The organism is Halodesulfovibrio spirochaetisodalis, assembly GCF_001672295.1.
Lineage (GTDB): Bacteria > Desulfobacterota > Desulfovibrionia > Desulfovibrionales > Desulfovibrionaceae > Halodesulfovibrio > Halodesulfovibrio spirochaetisodalis.
The window spans coordinates 82,891-101,130 of record NZ_JXMS01000008.1 but is presented as its reverse complement, the minus strand read 5'-3'; the positions used below and the strand labels follow the sequence as shown (position 1 = coordinate 101,130).

Sequence of the window (18,240 nt, the reverse complement as noted above, 5' to 3'; positions counted from 1 at the left end):
TATGCTCGGCAGGTATCACTATAAGTACTAGAGTTATGCTTTTATAATCTGATTTGTTATTTCTATCCGTAATGAGGAAAATATGGATCGAAGAGGTTTTCGAAATCAGTATGGATTTGAGGAGGTGTATAGCGCTTTATTCGTCGATTTCGACAATATATACACGCGCTTGGAAGAGATAGAACCTTCAGCGGCTCATGTGTTTGCAACTAACCCCCAGCGCTGGCTTAAGTGGTTGGAAACTCATGCAGTACGGATGTTGTACGGTGATGGAGTTCGCCGTCGTATTTTAATGCGTTGTTGTTATCTCAATCCGCACTGTTACCATCAATACAGGCCCTTTTTTATCCGCGCAGCATTTAACGTGATTGACTGTCCGCCGCTTACTAATCAAGGTAAGACCAGTGCGGATATCCATCTTGTTATGGATGCAATGGATACATTGAGCCATAAAACACATTTTGATGAATTTATCATACTTTCCGGTGATGCGGACTTTACTCCGCTCCTGATCAGGCTGCAGGAGCATGCGCGAAGAACACTGGTACTTTCTGTAGGATATGCCTCTCCGGCGTATACTGCAGCTAGTTCTTGGCGTATCCGCGAAGACTGGTTTGTACAGCAGGCTCTTGAAGAAAAAGGACTTGAAGACTATCCGGCTCAGACCCAGACTTCTGAAGAGGATAGTACCGGCACTGACGCTGACATGCTCGATCGTGGAGCAGATGTCGTTAAAAGTATGGTGCAGGAGTCTTCGTCCCCGGTGCCGTTGGCACAGTTGTCCCATAATCTTCAGAAAGAGCTGGACGCAGGGCATGATTGGTTCGGCTACGGAAGATTCCGTGAATTTTTAGAGGCGCTTGAACTTGGCGAATTGGAAATTTCTAATGTTGTGCCGGGATATGTATATGATCCGGGACGGCATGATGAGCCGGAAGAAACAAGTGTCAGGGCAGAATTTAAAACACAATATCCGGAACTCTTTGACTTTGCTCTCAGGGTGCATCGTCTTACAGATGTTCCATTGTTGATGCCTGTTCACTACAATCAGTTGTTAGAATTTATTGTAGATGAAGTGAACGAGAACGGCTTTTTCCTCACAAATACATCGCGCAATGTCCGCGATAAGTGTGTAGAAGCAGGCGTGCCGGTTGGCAGAGCGCACGTAAACTTCGTTCTTGTAGGCATCTCTCGTGGTGGTTACCCGCTTTCTGAACAGGATGTGGTGGATCTGGACGAGGTTAAAAAAGCATTTATGCGTAATGTTAAGGACTTATGCAGTCGGACACAGTTCGATTTGCGTGGTGAAGAAATCAGTCTCTTGTATGAATGGATGTCATTCAGACAAGAAAAAGAATAGCTCTTAGGAAAGCCGGAGATACTATCTCCGGCTTTTTTTTGATTCGTATTTTATCGTTTGGTATCAAAAAAAAGCCGCTCTGGATGAAGAGCGGCTTAAATGATGCTTAATTAATGTTTGTACTCGTCGCCCCACACATTTTTCAGCCGGGCATCTCTACCACACCGGTATCGATAGAATTTATAGCGAACCGGATTTTTCATGTAGTAATCCTGATGATAGTCTTCTGCCGGCCAAAAAGCTCCAGCTTTGAGAACCTTGGTTGCAACAGAACGCTTGAATCGTTTTTCAACATCGTTTTTTGTGGAATCAGCCAGCATTTCTTGCGCAGAATTTTCATAAAAAATTGCACTTCGGTATGTTGAGCCTATATCGCAAAACTGCCCGTTGGTATCAAACGGATCAATGTTGTGCCAGTACACATCCAAAAGTTTTTCGTACGAAACTTTTTTAGGGTCGTAGATGACTTTGATTGCTTCAAAGTGTCCTGTTGTTCCGGTGCTTACCTGCTCATATGTTGGATTTTGTGTTGTTCCGCCTGTGTAGCCGACAATGGTTTTGGTTACACCCGGAACTTTGTCAAAGGCAGGTTGCATACACCAGAAGCAGCCACCTGCAAAAATTGCAGTAGCTTGGGGAGCAGCGCTGGCTTGTGTAGAGAAATTTAACAGGACTCCGGCCAGTAACAATGTCAAAATTGATGGCTTATATCGAAACATAGTTGCTCTCCTTGTGGGTGTACTCTCGTACTCTAGCATATGGCTTGGAGAAATAGGGATGATTCAAGGGATAAAAAGAGTAAATGCCCCTTCTTGGTACTGCCCTTTATTGTAGAGGCTATGAGGTCTTAATTACATATGGCTTTGTATCGAATGTGAATAGTGTCGTTCCCAGAACCCCTCAATTTCTTTTTGGCTGGTGGCAAGAAGCAGCATGTATTCTAATTCTTGTTCCTGCATCTCCGTGTCTTTTTTTCGTAGCCATTCTGAAAGCCAGGCGAAACGCAGTGCAACTATACTCGGAATGAGTTGATGAATATGAACGTCAATAATGCTACTGCCAGCTCTGATAGTTGTAACAAGTTCTGGAATTAGACCGTTAATGAGCCAGTTTGGGTGTTCCATTCCAACGCAACCTATGCAGTTTGCAGCATCATACAGAGCAATTTTTTTACCTGTGAATTCCCAGTCTATGACACCGGCGATCTCATTTTCATTCCAGATGATATTTAACGGATGACAGTCGCCGTGTGCGAGAGCAGCAGGGATTGATCTTTCTTCTGTAAAGAACGTTTCAAGATGTTGTAAAACGCGCTCGATTCTCGGCATCATCTCTGGTCTGTGCTGCTTAATTGTCCCCACAATATCTTCAATATACTCAGGAAGTGGCGGAGTAGAGTTCTCCGGGATGGGTATGTTTTCTCCTGCAGCCTGCAGGCTTAGGATAAAGTTACCAATTGCTCGACCACGCTCTGTGTCTGCACAATACTCAGGACGGGGAAGATCTGTCCCGATTATAAAAGGGGTTATTTGATACGGGAGTCCTTCATGAAGGATTACGGTCTCATTATTTTTTGTTGTGGCAGGAGCATGTACGTGAAGAGTGTTTTCTTGATGCAGGCGTACCAGTAGCTCCCCAACTATTGAGCGCCAGTCTTTTTGCGTGGATTTAAGCTGTTCCACAAGCCATACAGTTCCCGTGGTATCTTCAGCAACAAAGCGGGAGATGCACCGTTCTGGGCTGCCGGGAATACTGATGTCAGGACGATGTCGCATAAATGTGCGCGAGTATTTTTCGAAAAGTGTTTTCATATTTTTTTTAGTGGTAATAGTAATTAATATCTTTTTATAGACTATCTATTGAAGCATTGTGTGTCCAGAGAAAACGGATGACATGAAAGCGTTTTCGTAACTAAATTACCTGCATGAGCTGCGTAAACCATTGCGCTTAACACTAGCGCAGGGTACTATAACGAGGTTGTACAGATTTTTGCCATTATCGTTTTTTCAAGGATTGAACTGTGAGTTTTGCTCATTTTTCCATGCATCCCATGTTGTTTGACGCACTTTCTGCTCAAGGGTTTACAGATCCCACTCCCATACAGGATGAAGCGGTGCCTCCTGCGTTAGCAGGGCATGATCTTCTGGGGCTTGCCCGCACCGGAACTGGTAAGACGCTGGCATTTGTCCTTCCCATGTTGCATAGACTGCTCACCAGCCCCGCGGATGGAGTACGTGCTTTAGTGGTAGCTCCCACCAGAGAGCTTGCAGTACAAATTTCATCCGACATTCAGCAGATGATCCGCAAAACAGACCTCAGCTGTGTTACCGTTTTTGGCGGAGTTGGTCTGCATGCTCAGTGTCAACAACTGAAGGGTGATGTGGATATTATAGTAGCATGCCCGGGCAGGCTGCTTGATCTGGTACGGCGCGGAGCTGTTACGTTGTCTGCAGTAAGAATGCTGGTGCTTGATGAAGCAGACATGATGCTGGACATGGGCTTTATTGATGACATTAAGCAGATACTTGAGTTGACTGGAAGGCGTGAGCAGACCTTACTTTTTTCTGCGACCATGCCACATGAGCTTGAGATTATGGCTACTGATGCAATGCGTAATCCATTGCATATTCAAGTTGATTCCATTGCGCCTGTTGAAACCGTAACTCATGCTATCTATCCGGTTGCGCAACATTTGAAGACACCATTGTTGAAGAGCATTTTACGTTCTCTGAACTTTCAGTCGCTTATTGTCTTTGTGAGAACCAGACATGGTGCAAAGCGGTTATGGCGGCAGCTCAGTAATTCCGGCTTTGATGTTACCTGTTTGCAAGGCAAATTGACGCAGCGAAGAAGGCAGGAAGCCATTAACGGATTCCGGCGGGGTAAGTATTCAATTTTAGTGGCTACAGATATTGCAGCGCGAGGGCTGGATATTTCTTGCGTTTCTCATGTTATCAATTACGATTTTCCGCCGACGGTGGATACCTATATACATCGAATAGGTAGAACGGGACGAGCGAGTGCCACAGGTAGTGCCTTTACGTTTGCAACAGCAGAAGACTCGCCTATGATGAAAACCTTGGAGCGTGCGCTTGGGGATGATCTAAGGCAGTGTTATGTGGATGACTTTGATTACAATGCTCAACAGCGCAGCATTGCAGCAAAGCCTGCAAAACTGAAAAAGCAACCGCGCCCGCAGCGTTTTCGCCAAAAGGGAACAGTTCTCGGGGCGGAGCAGGCTCCACCGCGAAACCGCCCAGCACGGCAAGCTGTGCCGGGCAGTCCGCAAGCCAAAGCAAAAATTATTTCAAAACCTGTCGAGAAAAAAGGGGCTGCGTTGGAAGTTCTCGATCTGCGCCCTGCATCTCGTACAGCTTTGAAGCAGCCGCACACGCCGCGTAAGCTTCAAAAATTGAAAATAGACCAAAAGAAATTTCAAGAAGCTGATGATAATCAGCCATAGCAGGAGACATAACCATGCCATCTTTTGACGTAGTAAATAAAGTTGATTTGCAGGAACTTGATAACGCTGTGAACAACGTGAAAAAAGAAGTTGAGACCCGTTATGATTTTCGTGGGACAACTACTGAGATCAGTCTTGATAAGGGCAATAAACGCTTAAGCATTCTTGCAGCAGACGAGCTTAAAATGAAAGCTGTGGCAGAAATGCTCAAAACACATTGTCTGCGTCGTAAAGTTGACCCGCAGGTACTTGAATTTAAAGACTCGGAGCCAACATCTAAAGGTGCACTTAAGCGCGAAGTTGTTCTCAAAGAGGGAATTGAAAAAGATCTTGCTAAAAAAATGGTTAAAGAGATCAAGGCGTCTAAACTTAAAGTACAAGCTCAGATTCAGGATGACCAGTTGCGTGTGACTGGTAAGAAGTTGGATGACCTTCAGGCTGTGATAGCTATGCTGAAAGAAGCTGACTACGGCATTCCACTTCAGTTCGTGAATATGAAAAGCTAGGTTGCGCAGCCTCTCTATTATAGTAGTAAAAAAAGGCTGTCCTTCATTTTGGAGGACAGCCTTACTTTTTAAGTGATCCTATCAGGGAATCTACAGGTGCGTCGTAAAGAGTGGCAAAGTTGGCGTGTCATTATTGTTGCATTTGCCTGAGCTGCTCAATAAATATTTCAAGATCATTAGGCTGTCCTTGTTGATGATCTTGCGGGTAAAGCAGGGCAGACATGTAAAAAGGTGACCCGATACGGAGTGACGTTGCAGCGCTTTGGGAAAATTTATTGAGCATGTGCTGGAGAGGAGCTGCGTCTTCTTCCGGCATTTTTTTTGTGATAGGACGAGCGCGTTGAGCGAGTCCGGCAAGAACACGAGCTTTTTCTTCAAGGACAGCACGGTATCGTTGTAGATTGGTAGAGTCTTGTACCAGCTCTTCGGCAAGCGATTCTAATTTGCCAACTTTTTCAGCTTCTTCAGATAGTACGGAGATAAGCTCTCCCATTGGTTTTACTCGCATCATATCGCTCCCTTCATTTATGAGCATGGTATCACTGGCGGCTTATTATTCCAAGGAGCAAGGTACTGCGGAAGTCGTTGACAAGAGCTGTATCAGTAACCATTGCTTTCTTGCGAATTATTGCTCGCCCATATACAACACAGACCTGAAATTTATGCATGTTCGGTTTGGAGATATATTATGGCACTTTTAAGTATTCAAAATGTTTCACTTACATTAAGCGGGCCTCAACTGTTGTCCGGTGTAAGCTTGCAGATAGAAGAAGGACAGCGGGTCTGTCTGCTTGGACGTAACGGCGCTGGCAAGTCAACTTTCATGAAACTGATGTTCGGTGATATCAAGCCGGACAGCGGAGTTGTAGCGCGTCAGCAGGGCTTGAAGGTTGCTATGCTCTCGCAGGAAGTGCCAGAAGATATCACGGGCAACGTATATAGTGTTGTCGCATCAGGGCTCGGAGAATTAGGTCAAGCTTTGGCCGGTTACCATGATGCGTCTGTGCAGCTGGATACTGGCAGTGATGCTGATGCAGCGCTGGTAGCTATGTCCAAGGCACAGCAAGTGCTGGATGAAAAGGGTGGCTGGGAACTGCATCAGAAGATACAGTCCGTAATAAACCATCTGAAACTTGATGCGGATGTTGAATTCTCCTCTCTTTCAGGCGGAGTAAAACGTCGCACTATGCTTGCTCGTGCCCTTGCGTCAGAGCCGGACTTATTACTTCTTGATGAGCCGACTAACCATCTGGATGTTGAATCCATTACGTGGCTTGAAGAATTTCTGCTTCGCTATGTGAAATCTCTTGTATTAATTACGCACGATAGAATGTTCCTGCGAAAGGTTGCTAACCGGATTGTTGAACTGGATCGGGGGCATCTTGCCGACTGGTCTTGTGATTATGATACGTTTCTGGAGCGCAAAGAAGAAGTACTCCATGCCGAAGAAGAAGAGTGGCGCCGTATGGATCAGAAACTCAAAGAAGAAGAGATTTGGATCCGTAAAGGCATAAAAGCGCGTCGAACTCGTAACATGGGACGTGTACGAGCGTTACAGGATTTACGTAAGGAGCGTGCCAAACGTAGAGAGCGTTCTGGCAATGTGGGTATGGCAGTGCAGGTTGCTGATCGTTCCGGCAAGGTTGTAGTAAAAGCTGAGCATGTAACGTATACCTACCCCGATGCCACCAATGCTGTAATAAAAGATTTTTCTACAATCATATCCCGTGGGGATAAAGTAGCGTTAATTGGTCCTAACGGTGTGGGGAAAACTACTTTGTTACGGCTGTTGCTTGGTGAACTTTCTCCGCAGGTGGGAAGCATCAAGGATGGAACCAAGATTGAAGTGGCGTATTTCGATCAGCTTCGCAATGTGCTGGATGAAGAAAAATCCGTGCGCGATAACGTGGCTGATGGAAATGACACGGTAGAGATTGGCGGTGTGCGAAAGCACGTTGTCGGGTATCTCAAGGATTTCTTGTTCGATCCGGAACGGATGAATATGACCGTGAACACGCTTTCGGGTGGTGAGCGTAACCGTTTGTTGTTGGCAAAGCTCTTTACTCAGCCGTGTAATGTTCTTGTGCTGGACGAACCGACAAACGATCTGGACGTGGAAACATTGGAGCTGCTTGAAGCGCAGCTAGTGGAATTTTCAGGAACTGTGTTAATCGTCAGCCACGACCGTGCGTTTGTAAACAACGTAGTCACATCGACACTGGCATTTGAAGGCAATGGTGTCATTAATGAATATGTCGGTGGCTATGATGACTGGCTGCGCCAGCGACCGGATGCTGATGCTGAAAAAGTGGAAGCAAAAAAAACGGCTCAACAAAGAGGCGAATCTAAAAAGTCAGCTGATAAGCCCAAAAAACTATCATATAATGAACAGCGCGAATTGGACATGCTGCGCAAGGAGTTGGAAGAAATTCCTGTAAAACTTGAGAGCATGGAAGAGGAGCAGGCTACTATGGAAGAAAAGCTTGCAGACCCACAGCTGTATGCAACAAGCCCTGAAGAGTTTGAAAAAACAACAGCCCGCCTCGAGGCACTGGCTGTTGAGCAAGAGGAGCTTATGTTGCGGTGGGAAGAAGTTGAAGCACGGGCTGAAGAGCTATCTCGTTTCGAAAAATAATTACTGTGGCTATGTCAGTAGCCGTTGACACAAGCTGGCTTTGTACGATTAATGCTTGAGAGTTTGTTGTCCTTACGCTATAGCCGTGCTCCTGTTTGCCGTATTTGTCGGTTTGGAGTGTCATACAACTCTGATGCTTGTCGGTGGGGATATGTTTTTTGCAATACAGCAAGATTGTTGTAGAGTGAAAAAATAAAGTGCGTAACAAATTGTTTTTCCACTAAAAAATAGTTTGTAGTAAAAAAAAATTACGTCAGCCCCTTTTCAATTATGAAAACCGATTTATACTCCCTGACAGTTTTGAATAAGTATGTACCCCGATGGAAAATTTCGTCGGGTCTGATTTAAATAGTAATTGGTTGCTTTGGCTTTTTTAGATACTAGGCTTGTTTTTGGGCGTAGTAACAAGGCAGAGCACAAGGCTGGCACACGTGACTGTGACGGTCGAAAATTTATTTATAGTAACATTATGTTGGAGGTTTATACTTATGAATCTGAAGCCACTGAGCGATCGAGTTCTGGTAAAACGCCTTGAAGCTGAAGAGAAGACTGCTGGCGGTCTCTACATTCCTGACACTGCTAAAGAAAAGCCTTCTCGCGGCGAAATCGTTGCTGCTGGCCCGGGCCGTGTTGAAAATGGTAACACCATCTCTATGACTGTTAAAGTTGGTGATGTTGTTCTCTTCAACAAATACGCAGGTAACGAAATCAATATCGATGGCGAAGAATTCCTCGTAATGCGTGAAGAAGACGTTCTCGCAATTATCGCTTAATTTTTTCCTCTCTTTAGATTCTTAGGAGATATACCAAAATGGCTAAAGAAATTCTTTTTGACGTAAAAGCTCGCGAATGCCTTTCCCGCGGTGTTGATAAACTTGCTAACGCTGTTAAAGTGACCCTCGGCCCTAAAGGCCGTAACGTTGTTATCGAAAAATCTTTCGGTGCTCCTGTTATCACTAAAGACGGTGTTTCTGTAGCTAAAGAAATCGAACTTGAAGACAAGTTCGAGAACATGGGCGCACAGATGGTTAAAGAAGTTGCTTCTAAAACTTCTGACATCGCTGGTGACGGTACAACTACTGCTACCATCCTCGCTCAGGCTATCTACCGTGAAGGTGTAAAACTCGTTGCTGCTGGCCGTAACCCAATGGCTATTAAGCGCGGTGTAGATAAAGCAGTTGAAGCTCTCGTAGGCGAGCTTAACGCTCTTGCAAAACCAACCCGCGACCAGAAAGAAATCGCACAGGTTGGTACCATTTCTGCTAACTCCGATGCTACTATCGGTAACATCATTGCTGAAGCAATGAGCAAAGTTGGTAAAGAAGGCGTTATCACTGTTGAAGAAGCAAAAGGCCTCGAAACTACTCTTGACGTAGTAGAAGGTATGCAGTTCGACCGTGGTTACCTTTCCCCTTACTTTGTAACTAACGCAGACAAAATGGTTGCAGAAATGGACGAGCCACTCATCCTTATCTGCGAGAAGAAAATTTCCAACATGAAAGACATGCTTCCTGTTCTTGAGCAGGTTGCTAAAATGTCTAAGCCTCTCGTTATCATCGCTGAAGATGTAGACGGCGAAGCTCTTGCAGCTCTCGTTGTTAACAAACTCCGCGGTACTCTTAACGTTGCTGCTGTTAAAGCTCCTGGTTTCGGCGAACGTCGTAAAGCAATGCTCGAAGACATCGCTATCCTTACCGGTGGTCAGGTTGTTTCTGAAGAAATGGGCATCAAACTCGAAGCTATCACCGTTGCAGAACTCGGTTCCGCTAAGCGTGTTGTAGTTGATAAAGAAAACACCACCATCGTTCACGGTGCTGGTAAAGCAGAAGACATCAAAGCACGCGGTAAAATGATCCGTGCTCAGATCGAAGAGTCTTCTTCTGACTACGATCGTGAAAAACTTCAGGAACGTCTTGCTAAAATCGTTGGCGGCGTAGCTGTTATCAACGTTGGCGCAGCAACTGAAACCGAAATGAAAGAGAAAAAAGACCGTGTAGAAGATGCTCTCAACGCAACTCGTGCTGCTGTTGAAGAAGGTATCGTTCCTGGCGGTGGTACTGCTCTTGTTCGTGTTTCTTCCGTTCTCGATGACGTAAAACCTGCTGACGATGATGAAGCTGCTGGCGTACGCATCATCCGTCGCGCTATCGAAGAGCCTCTTCGTCAGATCTCTGCTAACGCAGGCTTCGAAGGTTCCGTAATCGTAGAAAAAGTTAAAGACGGTAAAGACGGTATGGGCTTCAACGCTGCAATCGGCGAATACGAAGACCTCATCAAATCCGGCGTTATCGATCCTAAGAAAGTTACCCGTATCGCTCTGCAGAATGCAGCTTCTGTTGCTTCTCTCCTGCTCACCACTGAGTGCGCAATCGCAGATAAGCCAGAGCCTGCAGGCGCAGCTGCTGCACCTGCAATGCCAGGTGGCATGGGCGGCATGGGTGGCATGGGCGGCATGTACTAATCGTACTGCACGTCAGCTATCTAGCTATTCAAGGCCGGAGCATTCGCTCCGGCCTTTTTTTATGGTCTATAACTTTTTTAAAGATACTGCGTGGTCTTCCGAAAAGTAGGTAGAAAACGTCTTCGGGGACGCTTTGTACAAATTAACGTGAAGAGGCGCACATGCATAATAGTAAAAGAATATGGGCAACTGTAGTTTTGGTTGCTTTGGCAGTAACAGCCGCTGGTTGTATGAAGACAGGACGGGAAGCTACATTTGCGCGTACATCGTCGCCCGTAGTTAATAAGCAGTTTGTTGCAGTGGATGACTGGAGCGTATGGGCTGCTGAAATTGCAGATAGAGTTGAGGACGCGATTGATGATCGTCCTGACCTTGAAGAAAAACCAATTTATATGCGTCCGCTTAATGACAGAGCATTTGCAACTGGATTTTACAGCCTGTTGAATACAGAGCTTATCAGTCGCGGATTGCAGGTTGCAGTAAAGCCGGAAAAAGATGTTATCAACTTAACGTATGTAACCCTTCCTGTTTCTACAGAGAGTGACAAAGGCTACATAGGAACTACCGCAGAGCTTATCGGTTCCGCAGGTTCAGATACTCTTAGCGCTGGGAAGAGTATTAAATCCACTGGCAGAAGAGCCAGCTTATGGAGCCGTGATGAATATAAAGCGATAATTTTATCCGTAGGGCTTAGCTATAATAATAGATATGTTATGCATGCATCTTCTATTTTGAGTGTGGCAGAAAGTCAGCGCGGAAACTTTATTCCACCATATGAACGCGGTTACCGGATTAATGAGTTTCCTGCCCGCAAAGTTAAGGTTTCAGGAGAATAGTAATGCAAAAGATTCTTTCCCTTTTTATTGCGGTTGCTTGTTTGTTGCCAGCGGCAGCTTTTGCACAGGAAGGTGGCGTTCTTCCACCTGCTCCAGAGCAGATTGTTAGCCTGCCTGAGTTGCGTTTTGAGCCATCATCCCTTTCTGCTGAAAACTTCTTAGCAGCTGATGTTATCGCTGAGCAGATCAGTGGTAAGGTAAGTCGAAATAGTCCCGTGCTGATCGCAAGTATGGTTCAGCTTAATGACCTTCGCCATTCCTCAGTTCTTGGTAGACTGGTGATGCAGCAAATTTCTTCCCGCATCAGTCAGTTCGGGTACAGAGTCTTGGAATCACGTTTGAAAAAAGAATACACCGTTGTTCCTAAAGAAGGTGAGTTTATTTTGAGTCGTGATGTGTCCGAGTTGATGCAAAAAGAATATAATGCACAGGTGGTATTAGTAGGCAGCTATGTTCCGACACCGTATAGAGTGTATGTTTCTATCAGAATGTTACGTATCTCTGACGGGGTTGTACTTGCTGCACATGAATACACACTGAAAAACCGTCGTGAATTTGCAGTTCTTCTGCGTGAAGACAGAGGTGAACAGAGAGATCTTTGGGCTATGTACAATAAGCGTCCTAATGCCTTTTCTGTGCGCGAAAGAAGAGCAAAAGCGAAGAAGACAGCTGCTCTTTCAGGGCCTGCAGCAATCAATCCGCAGGTTGATGGACAGGTTGATATGACCAACTTTCCTGTTCTGAGTGCTCCTGCCAGCTCGGCTGATTTAAAAAGGTAGTGGAAATTCGCTATAAATGAGGGTTTATGCTTGATGGTACAAGCAAAACCCTCTATGTATACACAGCTGTTCGGTACTATATTTTGTTATAATTAGTCAGCTGCCAGATAATGGGGGCTGACGTTTTGTATGTTTATGATAAACTTGACGTGAACGCGTTAACTCTGTAGAAGAGGCCGTTCATTTTTTTAAAGGAGTCATCTCATGAAGAGAACTTACCAGCCAAGCAAAATTAAGCGCAAAAGAACCCACGGTTTTCGTGCTCGCCTCAAAACCGCTAGTGGTCGTGCGATTCTTCGTCGCAGACGCGCTAAAGGTCGTGCGAAATTATCTGCCTAACGTTCCCAAGAACACATCGGCTGACACGGCGGCCTGAATTCGTTAAATGCTACGATGACGGTCGCCGATATTTTTCTAAGAATTTTGTTCTGTTTGTCTTAGAAAAAGAAGACCTGACTGCCCCATGGCGTGTGGGGTTAGCCGTGACTAAAAAAACAGGATCGGCAGTACAACGTAACCGCGTGAAGCGTGTTTTACGCGAGTTTTTTCGACTGAATCAGCGGGAAATACCGAACGGCATAGATGTAGTTGTAGTGCCTAAACGCCGGATGGATCCTGAGCGTGTTGACCTTACGTTTGTCACACAGGAAATTTTACCGATCATTCACAAGTTACGTGAAAGGTCCGCTCGGGATGGGGAAGACGAAGCGTAATGAAGAAAATCTTCCGCACGCTGCTGGTAGCGCCTATACGATTTTACCAGCTTTGTATTTCGCCTCTTTTTCCGCCTGCCTGCCGCTTTGAACCCACTTGTTCAGAGTATGCGGCGCAGGCCGTGATGCGCCACGGCTTATTGAAGGGATCAGCTCTAGCCGGATGGCGCATTTTGCGTTGTAACCCCTGGTCAGCAGGGGGGCACGATCCCGTCCCGCCTTCCAAAGATAATAATCCCTATGCATAGGAGCTATTGAGGGCCCATGGATAAAAACCGAGTAATAATTACCGTTGTACTCTGTCTGGTTGTCACCGTAGGGTGGAACTACATCGCTGAGTACATGGGGTGGCTTCCGCAGCCTGTACAACAGACCGCGGTAGAGGGAACTGCAGCAGCAGATTCAAATGCCCCTGCACAGGTTCAGCAAGCACAAAACACACCAGCACCAACGCTTCCAGTTTTCAAAGCAGAAAACGGTCGCACTGTTACTGTTGATACTCCTCTCTACACTGCAGTATTCCACTCTAACGGTGGTGTATTGCAGAGCTTTGTTCTTAAAAACTACAAAGCGGAAAATACCCCTGATTCTCCTATGGTTGACCTTATTGGTAAACCAGCATCTGCGTTCGCTCCTCTCGGCCTGCTTATCGACGGTGAGCGCACCTGGGAACAAGCTGCATGGAGCCTCAAAGGCTCTGACCTTACTCTTGAAAACGGTAAGAACGGCATGCTAGTGTTTGTTGGTGAAGTAGCAGGACTGCGTGTTGAGCGAGAATTCTCATTTACAGCAGATAATTACACTATTACTGAAAAAACAAATATCATTAACGCTGGCGAAAACCCGCGTAATGTTCGATTGGACTACACTCTTGATACCGACAGTATGACCGACGCCGGTAACCCGTACAACAAAACACGTGTTGCATGGTTTACTGATACAGAAGGTCTTGATACTGAAGACGATGCCGAAACTCTCGGCAACGGTATCAGCAACACTTTGCCTATGATGTGGGCGGGTGTGGAAAGCAACTACTTTATTGCAGCCATTGCACCAAAGAGTGCTGATCTTGCTCTGAAAGCTAAATACCAGAGCGGCGTGTACAGAATTGCGCTTGAAAAAGATAATATTGGTATTGCACCTGGTAACATGTCCTCTGCGACAGCAACCTACTACTTCGGCCCTAAGATTTCCAAGTACCTTGCCGCAGCTCCTAATACTTTGAGTGCAGCAGAAGACTATGGTTTCTTTACTGTTCTCGCAGTGCCGATGCTCAAAATGATCAACTTCTTTGAGCAGTACGTTGGTAACTACGGTGTAGCAATCATCCTGCTTACCATTCTTATCAAGATTGCTTTCTGGCCATTGTCTCGTAAGAGCTATAAATCTATGGAAGCTATGAAAAAGCTTCAGCCTATGATGCAGAAAATTCGCGAAAAGTATGCAGACGATCGCGAAAAGCAGAACCAGGAAGTTATGGCATTGTACAAAACTTACAAGGTAAACCCTGTAGGTGGCTGTCTGCCGATGGTTATCCAGATTCCTGTTTTCTTTGGCTTGTATCAGGCTTTGCTTAACGCAATTCAGTTGCGTCATGCTTCATTCATCGATTACTTGCCGTTTACGAACATGCCGTGGCTTTCTGACTTATCTGCACCAGACCCATATTACATCACTCCAATTGTGATGGGTGCAACCATGCTGCTTCAGCAGCTCCTCAGCCCGAGCACCGGTGACCCGACTCAGCGCAAGATGATGCTCATCATGCCAGTGGTCTTTACGTTTATGTTCTTGAACTTCCCTGCCGGTCTTGTGGTGTATTGGCTTGTAAACAACGTGCTCTCCATCTTCCAGCAGTGGCTCATGCTACGTAAGGCGTAACGCCTCTGTTTTTGAAACGCGATTACCTTTTGAGGTGTATGCATGGATGGATACAAAGAGTTCAGGGGAAAAACCCTTGACAATGCTATTGAAGAAGCATGTAGCTACTTCAATAGTCCTCGGGAAAAACTGGAAATTGAACTTATCAATGATGCCAAGACCGGTATTTTTGGTCTGGTAGGGGCGAAGAAAGCTAAGATCAGAGCCCGCAGAATGCAGGTTCAGTTTGATTCACAGGCACTGTCTGCCCCGTTAGAATCTTCCCGACGCTCTAAGAAAAATGCTGCTCCGGTTACGGCGGAACAAGAAACCGGGCGCAAGACTGAGAAGCCGAAACAACGGCAGGAACGTACTCAGAAATCTTCTGAAAAACCTCAGTCCGGAAAACAACAAAAAGCAAAAGAAAAGTCTGTTGCTTCTTCCGAAGATGCACAGACTGCTAAACCAAAGCAGGAACGTGGACGTTCCCAGCGCTCTAAGCCGGAAGGCGTTCGCGGTCAGAAAAAACAGACAGCGAAACCTTCTGAAAAGCCTCAAGGTGCAAAACCTGCTCGTAAGAAACACGAGGCTGGCGAAGAGAAGCAGGAAGGGCAAAAGCGCGGTCGTAACAACCAGCGCCGCCGTCCGCAAAAGGCACTGTCCCCTAAACAGGAAAGTGCTCCGGCTCCAAGACCGCAGCGCTCAGCTTCTAAGCCTGAGTCTGCTATTGAACCGGTAAAAGCGGATCCGATCCCTGAAGCAAACCTTGATGAACTCGATCAGACAGAGTTATTGAGGGTTGTAACTGAAGTAGTAAACCGCCTTATTACTCCAGTTATCGGTGAGACTCCTGTAGAAGCCCGTATTGAAGACGGTCGCGTAAAAGCGTCTATTTCAAGTGGTGATAATTCAGGCTTGCTGATTGGCCGCGAAGGTCAGACACTTGCTTCATTCCAGTACCTTGCAAACCGTATTGTCGCTAAGGTGTTCGGTGTTGCAGTACGGGTACAGCTGGATACTGGCGACTACCGTGAGCGACAGGATGATAAATTGCGTGATATTGCTCTGCATTTGGCTGAAAAAGCTAAAACGATCGGCAAGCCGCAATCTACGCGTCCTTTAAGCTCCTATCATCGCCGTGTGGTTCATCTTGCATTGCAGGATGATGATGAAATCCAGACCCGTAGTAAAGGTGATGGCCCGCTTAAGCGTGTCATTATCGGTCGCAAGCGCAAGTAGCGCTTTTGACGATACAGTAGTAAAAAAAGGGGAGCCCTCGGCTCCTCTTTTTTGTGTTACTCTCTAGAAAATATTTCAGGACACAGTCATATGACCCAGAATGATACAATTGCAGCAATAGCTACCGCAATGGGGCAGGGCGGAATTGGCATCATCCGCATCAGCGGAAGCGATTCCGGTGCTATCCTTAGTAAGCTGTTCCGTTCTTCCAGCAGCAAATTTACAGGGTTTCGCCCGTGGGTACTTCATCATGGACATATCCTTGATGCTAAAGGCGAGGATCTTGATGATGTGCTGGTAGTACATATGCCGGGCACTAAAACCTTTACTGGTGAAGAGTGTGCAGAGATTCATTGTCATGGCGGTCCGGCAATTTTAAGTAGTGTGCTCGAGGCCGTTTTTGCACACGGAGCCAGACCTGCTGACTGTGGCGAATTTTCCAAACGGGCTTTTTTGAATGGGCGTATGGACTTGACGCAAGTCGAAGCTATCGCGGAGATGATTGCAGCTCCAGCGCGGGAAGGAGTACGTCTGGCGCAAGCTAAACTTGACGGTCTTCTCGGGCAGCGTATTGTGGAGTTGCGCACTCAGCTTGAATTGATTCGCATGAAGCTGTGTGTTGCTGTAGATTTCCCTGAAGAGGATCTAGAGTGCCTTGATCCTCAAGAATTTTCGGATGATATTACAAAAGTAATGCAGGCCATTCGCACCTTGTTAGGGAACTTTGATCGGGCCAGATGTTGGCGTGATGGTGCCCTTGTGGTTCTGGCAGGGCAAGTGAATGCTGGCAAATCCAGTTTGATGAACGGACTGCTTGGTCGTAAGCGCGCAATTGTTACTGATATTCCAGGAACAACCAGAGATTTCTTGGAAGAGCACCTTACCTTTGACGGGCTTCCTATCCGCCTCGTTGATACTGCCGGTTTGCGTGAAACAGGTGATATCGTTGAACAGGAAGGGGTACGTCTCAGCCGTGATCTTGCATCACAGGCAGATCTTGTATTGCTGGTAGTAGACGGCACCCGAGGACTTGGTCAGCACGAGAAAGAATTGATTGCTTCTGTTGGTGCAGAAAATGTACTTCTTGTATGGAATAAAGTTGATATTGCTGGTGGTGCACAAGATGTAAATTCAGTTGGCTGTGCTTTTGTGCAGATTTCTGCAAAGCATGGAGAGGGACTGGATCTGCTTTCTGATGCTATTCGCACTACGATTTTGAGTCGTCATGGTGATGCAAAAGAGCCTGAAGCTGGGGATCTTGTGCCGAACTTGCGTCAGAGCCATGCTCTTGAACAAGCCGTTGCTGAGCTTGAGGGGCTGCTTGATGATCTTGCTATGCAGGTTCCGTACGACCTTTTGGGAGTCAGATTGGAGACTGCTTGTTCTATTCTCTCTGAAATCACAGGTGAAACTACGCCGAATGAAATTTTGAATAAGATATTTGAAAGTTTCTGCATTGGTAAGTAGTTTTAAAAAACTTGAGTAGTGTTTATTATCAGGATATATTCTTAATAGGCACTTGGAATAGCAATAACGACACAGGTGTGTGATGTATATCACAGTAATCCTGTGTCGTTTTTTTATTATTATAGCACTGTTTCAGCGTGATGCACTGTGGGCGTTGCTGTCATATGGTATGGTGCGCAACGTTTATACATGGTTTAGTCGTGCTGCTGTTGATTGTGTGCATTACGTTGGAGCAGATATTTGTAGGAGTTTTTATGTCCAAACCAGCTGTTGAATCAGTTGAGATAAAAGCGTGTCGCGGAATTTCTGGCGGTAATTGTCGTTTTGCAATGCCATCAGATGATACTTTACCGGAAGCCATCAAGAAGGTCGTAGAGCAAACCGGATGGGATGGATTTATTCGGACACAGATTACGGGGCCACTTCTGCACCACCATACGTTTAAAGTTGCTGTGGCAGCCTGTCCGAACGGTTGCTCACGCCCTCATATCGCCGATATCGGCATCATTCGTGCTAAACAGCCTGTTCTCATTGCCTCCGCCTGTTCTCACTGTGGACTTTGCGGGCGCATATGTCCTGACAAAGCAATTTCTTATAATCAGGGTGAACCTGTATTTGATTTGGAACAATGTATGAAATGCGGCTTGTGCATGGAAAAATGCCCCGAGCGCGCAATTAGTGCATCTGAGGATGGATACAGAGTGGTTCTTGGCGGTAAGCTGGGTAGGCATCCTCGTCTTGCCACTGAACTTGGAGGTATTTTTTGCAAGGAGCAGGTACTTGCGATTATTGCAGAGTGTCTCTTCTACTACATGGAACAATACCGTCCAAAACTACGCTTCGGTACACTTGTTGACGACAATTACAAATCTTTGATGCAACGGTTAGAAATGGCCAAAGCTGTCCAGTGTAAAGGATAAC

Annotated in this window: 18 protein-coding genes; 15 read left to right on the top strand and 3 right to left on the bottom strand. The window is 46.0% G+C overall.

Features of this window, described 5'->3' with window-relative positions; all coding sequences use genetic code 11:
• Positions 1 to 82 precede the first annotated feature (82 nt).
• Positions 83 to 1,360: an NYN domain-containing protein gene (locus SP90_RS06280; protein ID WP_066853704.1), complete on the top strand. Its 1,278-nt coding sequence runs from the start codon at positions 83 to 85 to the stop codon at positions 1,358 to 1,360.
• Between the two features lie 110 nt (positions 1,361 to 1,470).
• On the opposite strand, the gene msrA is transcribed toward SP90_RS06280, so the two are convergent.
• Together msrA and SP90_RS06270 are read right to left on the bottom strand one after the other, a co-directional pair.
• Entirely contained in the window at positions 1,471 to 2,079 is a 609-nt protein-coding gene (gene msrA / locus SP90_RS06275) for a peptide-methionine (S)-S-oxide reductase MsrA (RefSeq protein WP_066853702.1), read from the bottom strand.
• Between the two features lie 132 nt (positions 2,080 to 2,211).
• Entirely contained in the window at positions 2,212 to 3,171 is a 960-nt protein-coding gene (locus tag SP90_RS06270; RefSeq protein WP_066853700.1) for a phosphotransferase enzyme family protein, read from the bottom strand.
• Between the two features lie 209 nt (positions 3,172 to 3,380).
• On the opposite strand from SP90_RS06270, the gene SP90_RS06265 reads away from it, so the two are divergent.
• Positions 3,381 to 4,823, top strand: coding sequence for a DEAD/DEAH box helicase (locus tag SP90_RS06265; RefSeq protein WP_066853698.1), 1,443 nt, complete (start codon positions 3,381 to 3,383; stop codon positions 4,821 to 4,823).
• Positions 4,824 to 4,837: 14 nt separating this feature from the next.
• Complete coding sequence (locus tag SP90_RS06260; RefSeq protein WP_066853696.1) at positions 4,838 to 5,329, top strand: YajQ family cyclic di-GMP-binding protein; 492 nt, start codon at positions 4,838 to 4,840, stop codon at positions 5,327 to 5,329.
• A gap of 130 nt (positions 5,330 to 5,459) precedes the next feature.
• Here SP90_RS06260 and SP90_RS06255 read toward each other — a convergent pair whose 3' ends face one another.
• Entirely contained in the window at positions 5,460 to 5,840 is a 381-nt protein-coding gene (locus SP90_RS06255; protein WP_157471203.1) for a hypothetical protein, read from the bottom strand.
• A gap of 177 nt (positions 5,841 to 6,017) precedes the next feature.
• Here SP90_RS06255 and SP90_RS06250 point away from each other — a divergent pair, with 177 nt between their 5' ends.
• The 12 genes from SP90_RS06250 to SP90_RS06205 all read left to right on the top strand — a co-directional run bounded on the left by SP90_RS06250 (position 6,018) and on the right by SP90_RS06205 (position 18,239).
• The gene (locus tag SP90_RS06250; RefSeq protein ID WP_066853692.1) at positions 6,018 to 7,964 is read left to right on the top strand and encodes an ATP-binding cassette domain-containing protein; all 1,947 of its coding nucleotides are present in this window, start codon (positions 6,018 to 6,020) and stop codon (positions 7,962 to 7,964) included.
• A 488-nt stretch (positions 7,965 to 8,452) separates the two neighbouring features.
• Entirely contained in the window at positions 8,453 to 8,737 is a 285-nt protein-coding gene (groES, locus tag SP90_RS06245) for a co-chaperone GroES (RefSeq protein ID WP_066853690.1), read from the top strand.
• Between the two features lie 38 nt (positions 8,738 to 8,775).
• A complete protein-coding gene (groL, locus tag SP90_RS06240) occupies positions 8,776 to 10,425 on the top strand; it encodes a chaperonin GroEL (protein ID WP_066853688.1) in 1,650 nt (549 codons plus the stop codon).
• 161 nt (positions 10,426 to 10,586) lie between these two features.
• Complete coding sequence (locus SP90_RS06235) at positions 10,587 to 11,261, top strand: hypothetical protein (RefSeq protein WP_066853686.1); 675 nt, start codon at positions 10,587 to 10,589, stop codon at positions 11,259 to 11,261.
• 2 nt (positions 11,262 to 11,263) lie between these two features.
• Positions 11,264 to 12,040: a FlgO family outer membrane protein gene (locus tag SP90_RS06230; protein WP_066853684.1), complete on the top strand. Its 777-nt coding sequence runs from the start codon at positions 11,264 to 11,266 to the stop codon at positions 12,038 to 12,040.
• Positions 12,041 to 12,244: 204 nt separating this feature from the next.
• Positions 12,245 to 12,379 (top strand): 50S ribosomal protein L34, encoded by a 135-nt coding sequence (gene rpmH, locus SP90_RS16465; RefSeq protein WP_074217433.1) that lies wholly within the window; start codon positions 12,245 to 12,247, stop codon positions 12,377 to 12,379.
• Entirely contained in the window at positions 12,367 to 12,753 is a 387-nt protein-coding gene (gene rnpA, locus SP90_RS06225) for a ribonuclease P protein component (protein WP_157471204.1), read from the top strand. Before rpmH ends, rnpA begins: the two co-directional genes overlap by 13 nt.
• Complete coding sequence (gene yidD / locus SP90_RS16460; protein ID WP_082936320.1) at positions 12,753 to 13,001, top strand: membrane protein insertion efficiency factor YidD; 249 nt, start codon at positions 12,753 to 12,755, stop codon at positions 12,999 to 13,001. The genes rnpA and yidD overlap by 1 nt, the downstream gene beginning before the upstream one ends.
• A gap of 16 nt (positions 13,002 to 13,017) precedes the next feature.
• Entirely contained in the window at positions 13,018 to 14,634 is a 1,617-nt protein-coding gene (gene yidC, locus SP90_RS06220; RefSeq protein ID WP_066853678.1) for a membrane protein insertase YidC, read from the top strand.
• 42 nt (positions 14,635 to 14,676) lie between these two features.
• A complete protein-coding gene (locus tag SP90_RS06215; RefSeq protein ID WP_066853676.1) occupies positions 14,677 to 15,852 on the top strand; it encodes a Jag family protein in 1,176 nt (391 codons plus the stop codon).
• A gap of 90 nt (positions 15,853 to 15,942) precedes the next feature.
• The gene (gene mnmE / locus SP90_RS06210) at positions 15,943 to 17,319 is read left to right on the top strand and encodes a tRNA uridine-5-carboxymethylaminomethyl(34) synthesis GTPase MnmE (RefSeq protein WP_066853674.1); all 1,377 of its coding nucleotides are present in this window, start codon (positions 15,943 to 15,945) and stop codon (positions 17,317 to 17,319) included.
• A gap of 254 nt (positions 17,320 to 17,573) precedes the next feature.
• Positions 17,574 to 18,239: a 4Fe-4S binding protein gene (locus SP90_RS06205; protein ID WP_066853672.1), complete on the top strand. Its 666-nt coding sequence runs from the start codon at positions 17,574 to 17,576 to the stop codon at positions 18,237 to 18,239.
• Position 18,240: the final 1 nt, after the last annotated feature.

Coding starts and splice junctions, on each gene's coding strand:
- SP90_RS06280 (WP_066853704.1), top strand. CDS start 83: ATGGATCGAAGAGGTTTTCGAAATCAGTATGGATTTGAGGAGGTGTAT.
- msrA (WP_066853702.1), bottom strand. CDS start 2,079: ATGTTTCGATATAAGCCATCAATTTTGACATTGTTACTGGCCGGAGTC.
- SP90_RS06270 (WP_066853700.1), bottom strand. CDS start 3,171: ATGAAAACACTTTTCGAAAAATACTCGCGCACATTTATGCGACATCGT.
- SP90_RS06260 (WP_066853696.1), top strand. CDS start 4,838: ATGCCATCTTTTGACGTAGTAAATAAAGTTGATTTGCAGGAACTTGAT.
- SP90_RS06255 (WP_157471203.1), bottom strand. CDS start 5,840: ATGATGCGAGTAAAACCAATGGGAGAGCTTATCTCCGTACTATCTGAA.
- SP90_RS06250 (WP_066853692.1), top strand. CDS start 6,018: ATGGCACTTTTAAGTATTCAAAATGTTTCACTTACATTAAGCGGGCCT.
- groES (WP_066853690.1), top strand. CDS start 8,453: ATGAATCTGAAGCCACTGAGCGATCGAGTTCTGGTAAAACGCCTTGAA.
- groL (WP_066853688.1), top strand. CDS start 8,776: ATGGCTAAAGAAATTCTTTTTGACGTAAAAGCTCGCGAATGCCTTTCC.
- SP90_RS06235 (WP_066853686.1), top strand. CDS start 10,587: ATGCATAATAGTAAAAGAATATGGGCAACTGTAGTTTTGGTTGCTTTG.
- SP90_RS06230 (WP_066853684.1), top strand. CDS start 11,264: ATGCAAAAGATTCTTTCCCTTTTTATTGCGGTTGCTTGTTTGTTGCCA.
- rpmH (WP_074217433.1), top strand. CDS start 12,245: ATGAAGAGAACTTACCAGCCAAGCAAAATTAAGCGCAAAAGAACCCAC.
- yidD (WP_082936320.1), top strand. CDS start 12,753: ATGAAGAAAATCTTCCGCACGCTGCTGGTAGCGCCTATACGATTTTAC.
- yidC (WP_066853678.1), top strand. CDS start 13,018: ATGGATAAAAACCGAGTAATAATTACCGTTGTACTCTGTCTGGTTGTC.
- SP90_RS06215 (WP_066853676.1), top strand. CDS start 14,677: ATGGATGGATACAAAGAGTTCAGGGGAAAAACCCTTGACAATGCTATT.
- mnmE (WP_066853674.1), top strand. CDS start 15,943: ATGACCCAGAATGATACAATTGCAGCAATAGCTACCGCAATGGGGCAG.
- SP90_RS06205 (WP_066853672.1), top strand. CDS start 17,574: ATGTCCAAACCAGCTGTTGAATCAGTTGAGATAAAAGCGTGTCGCGGA.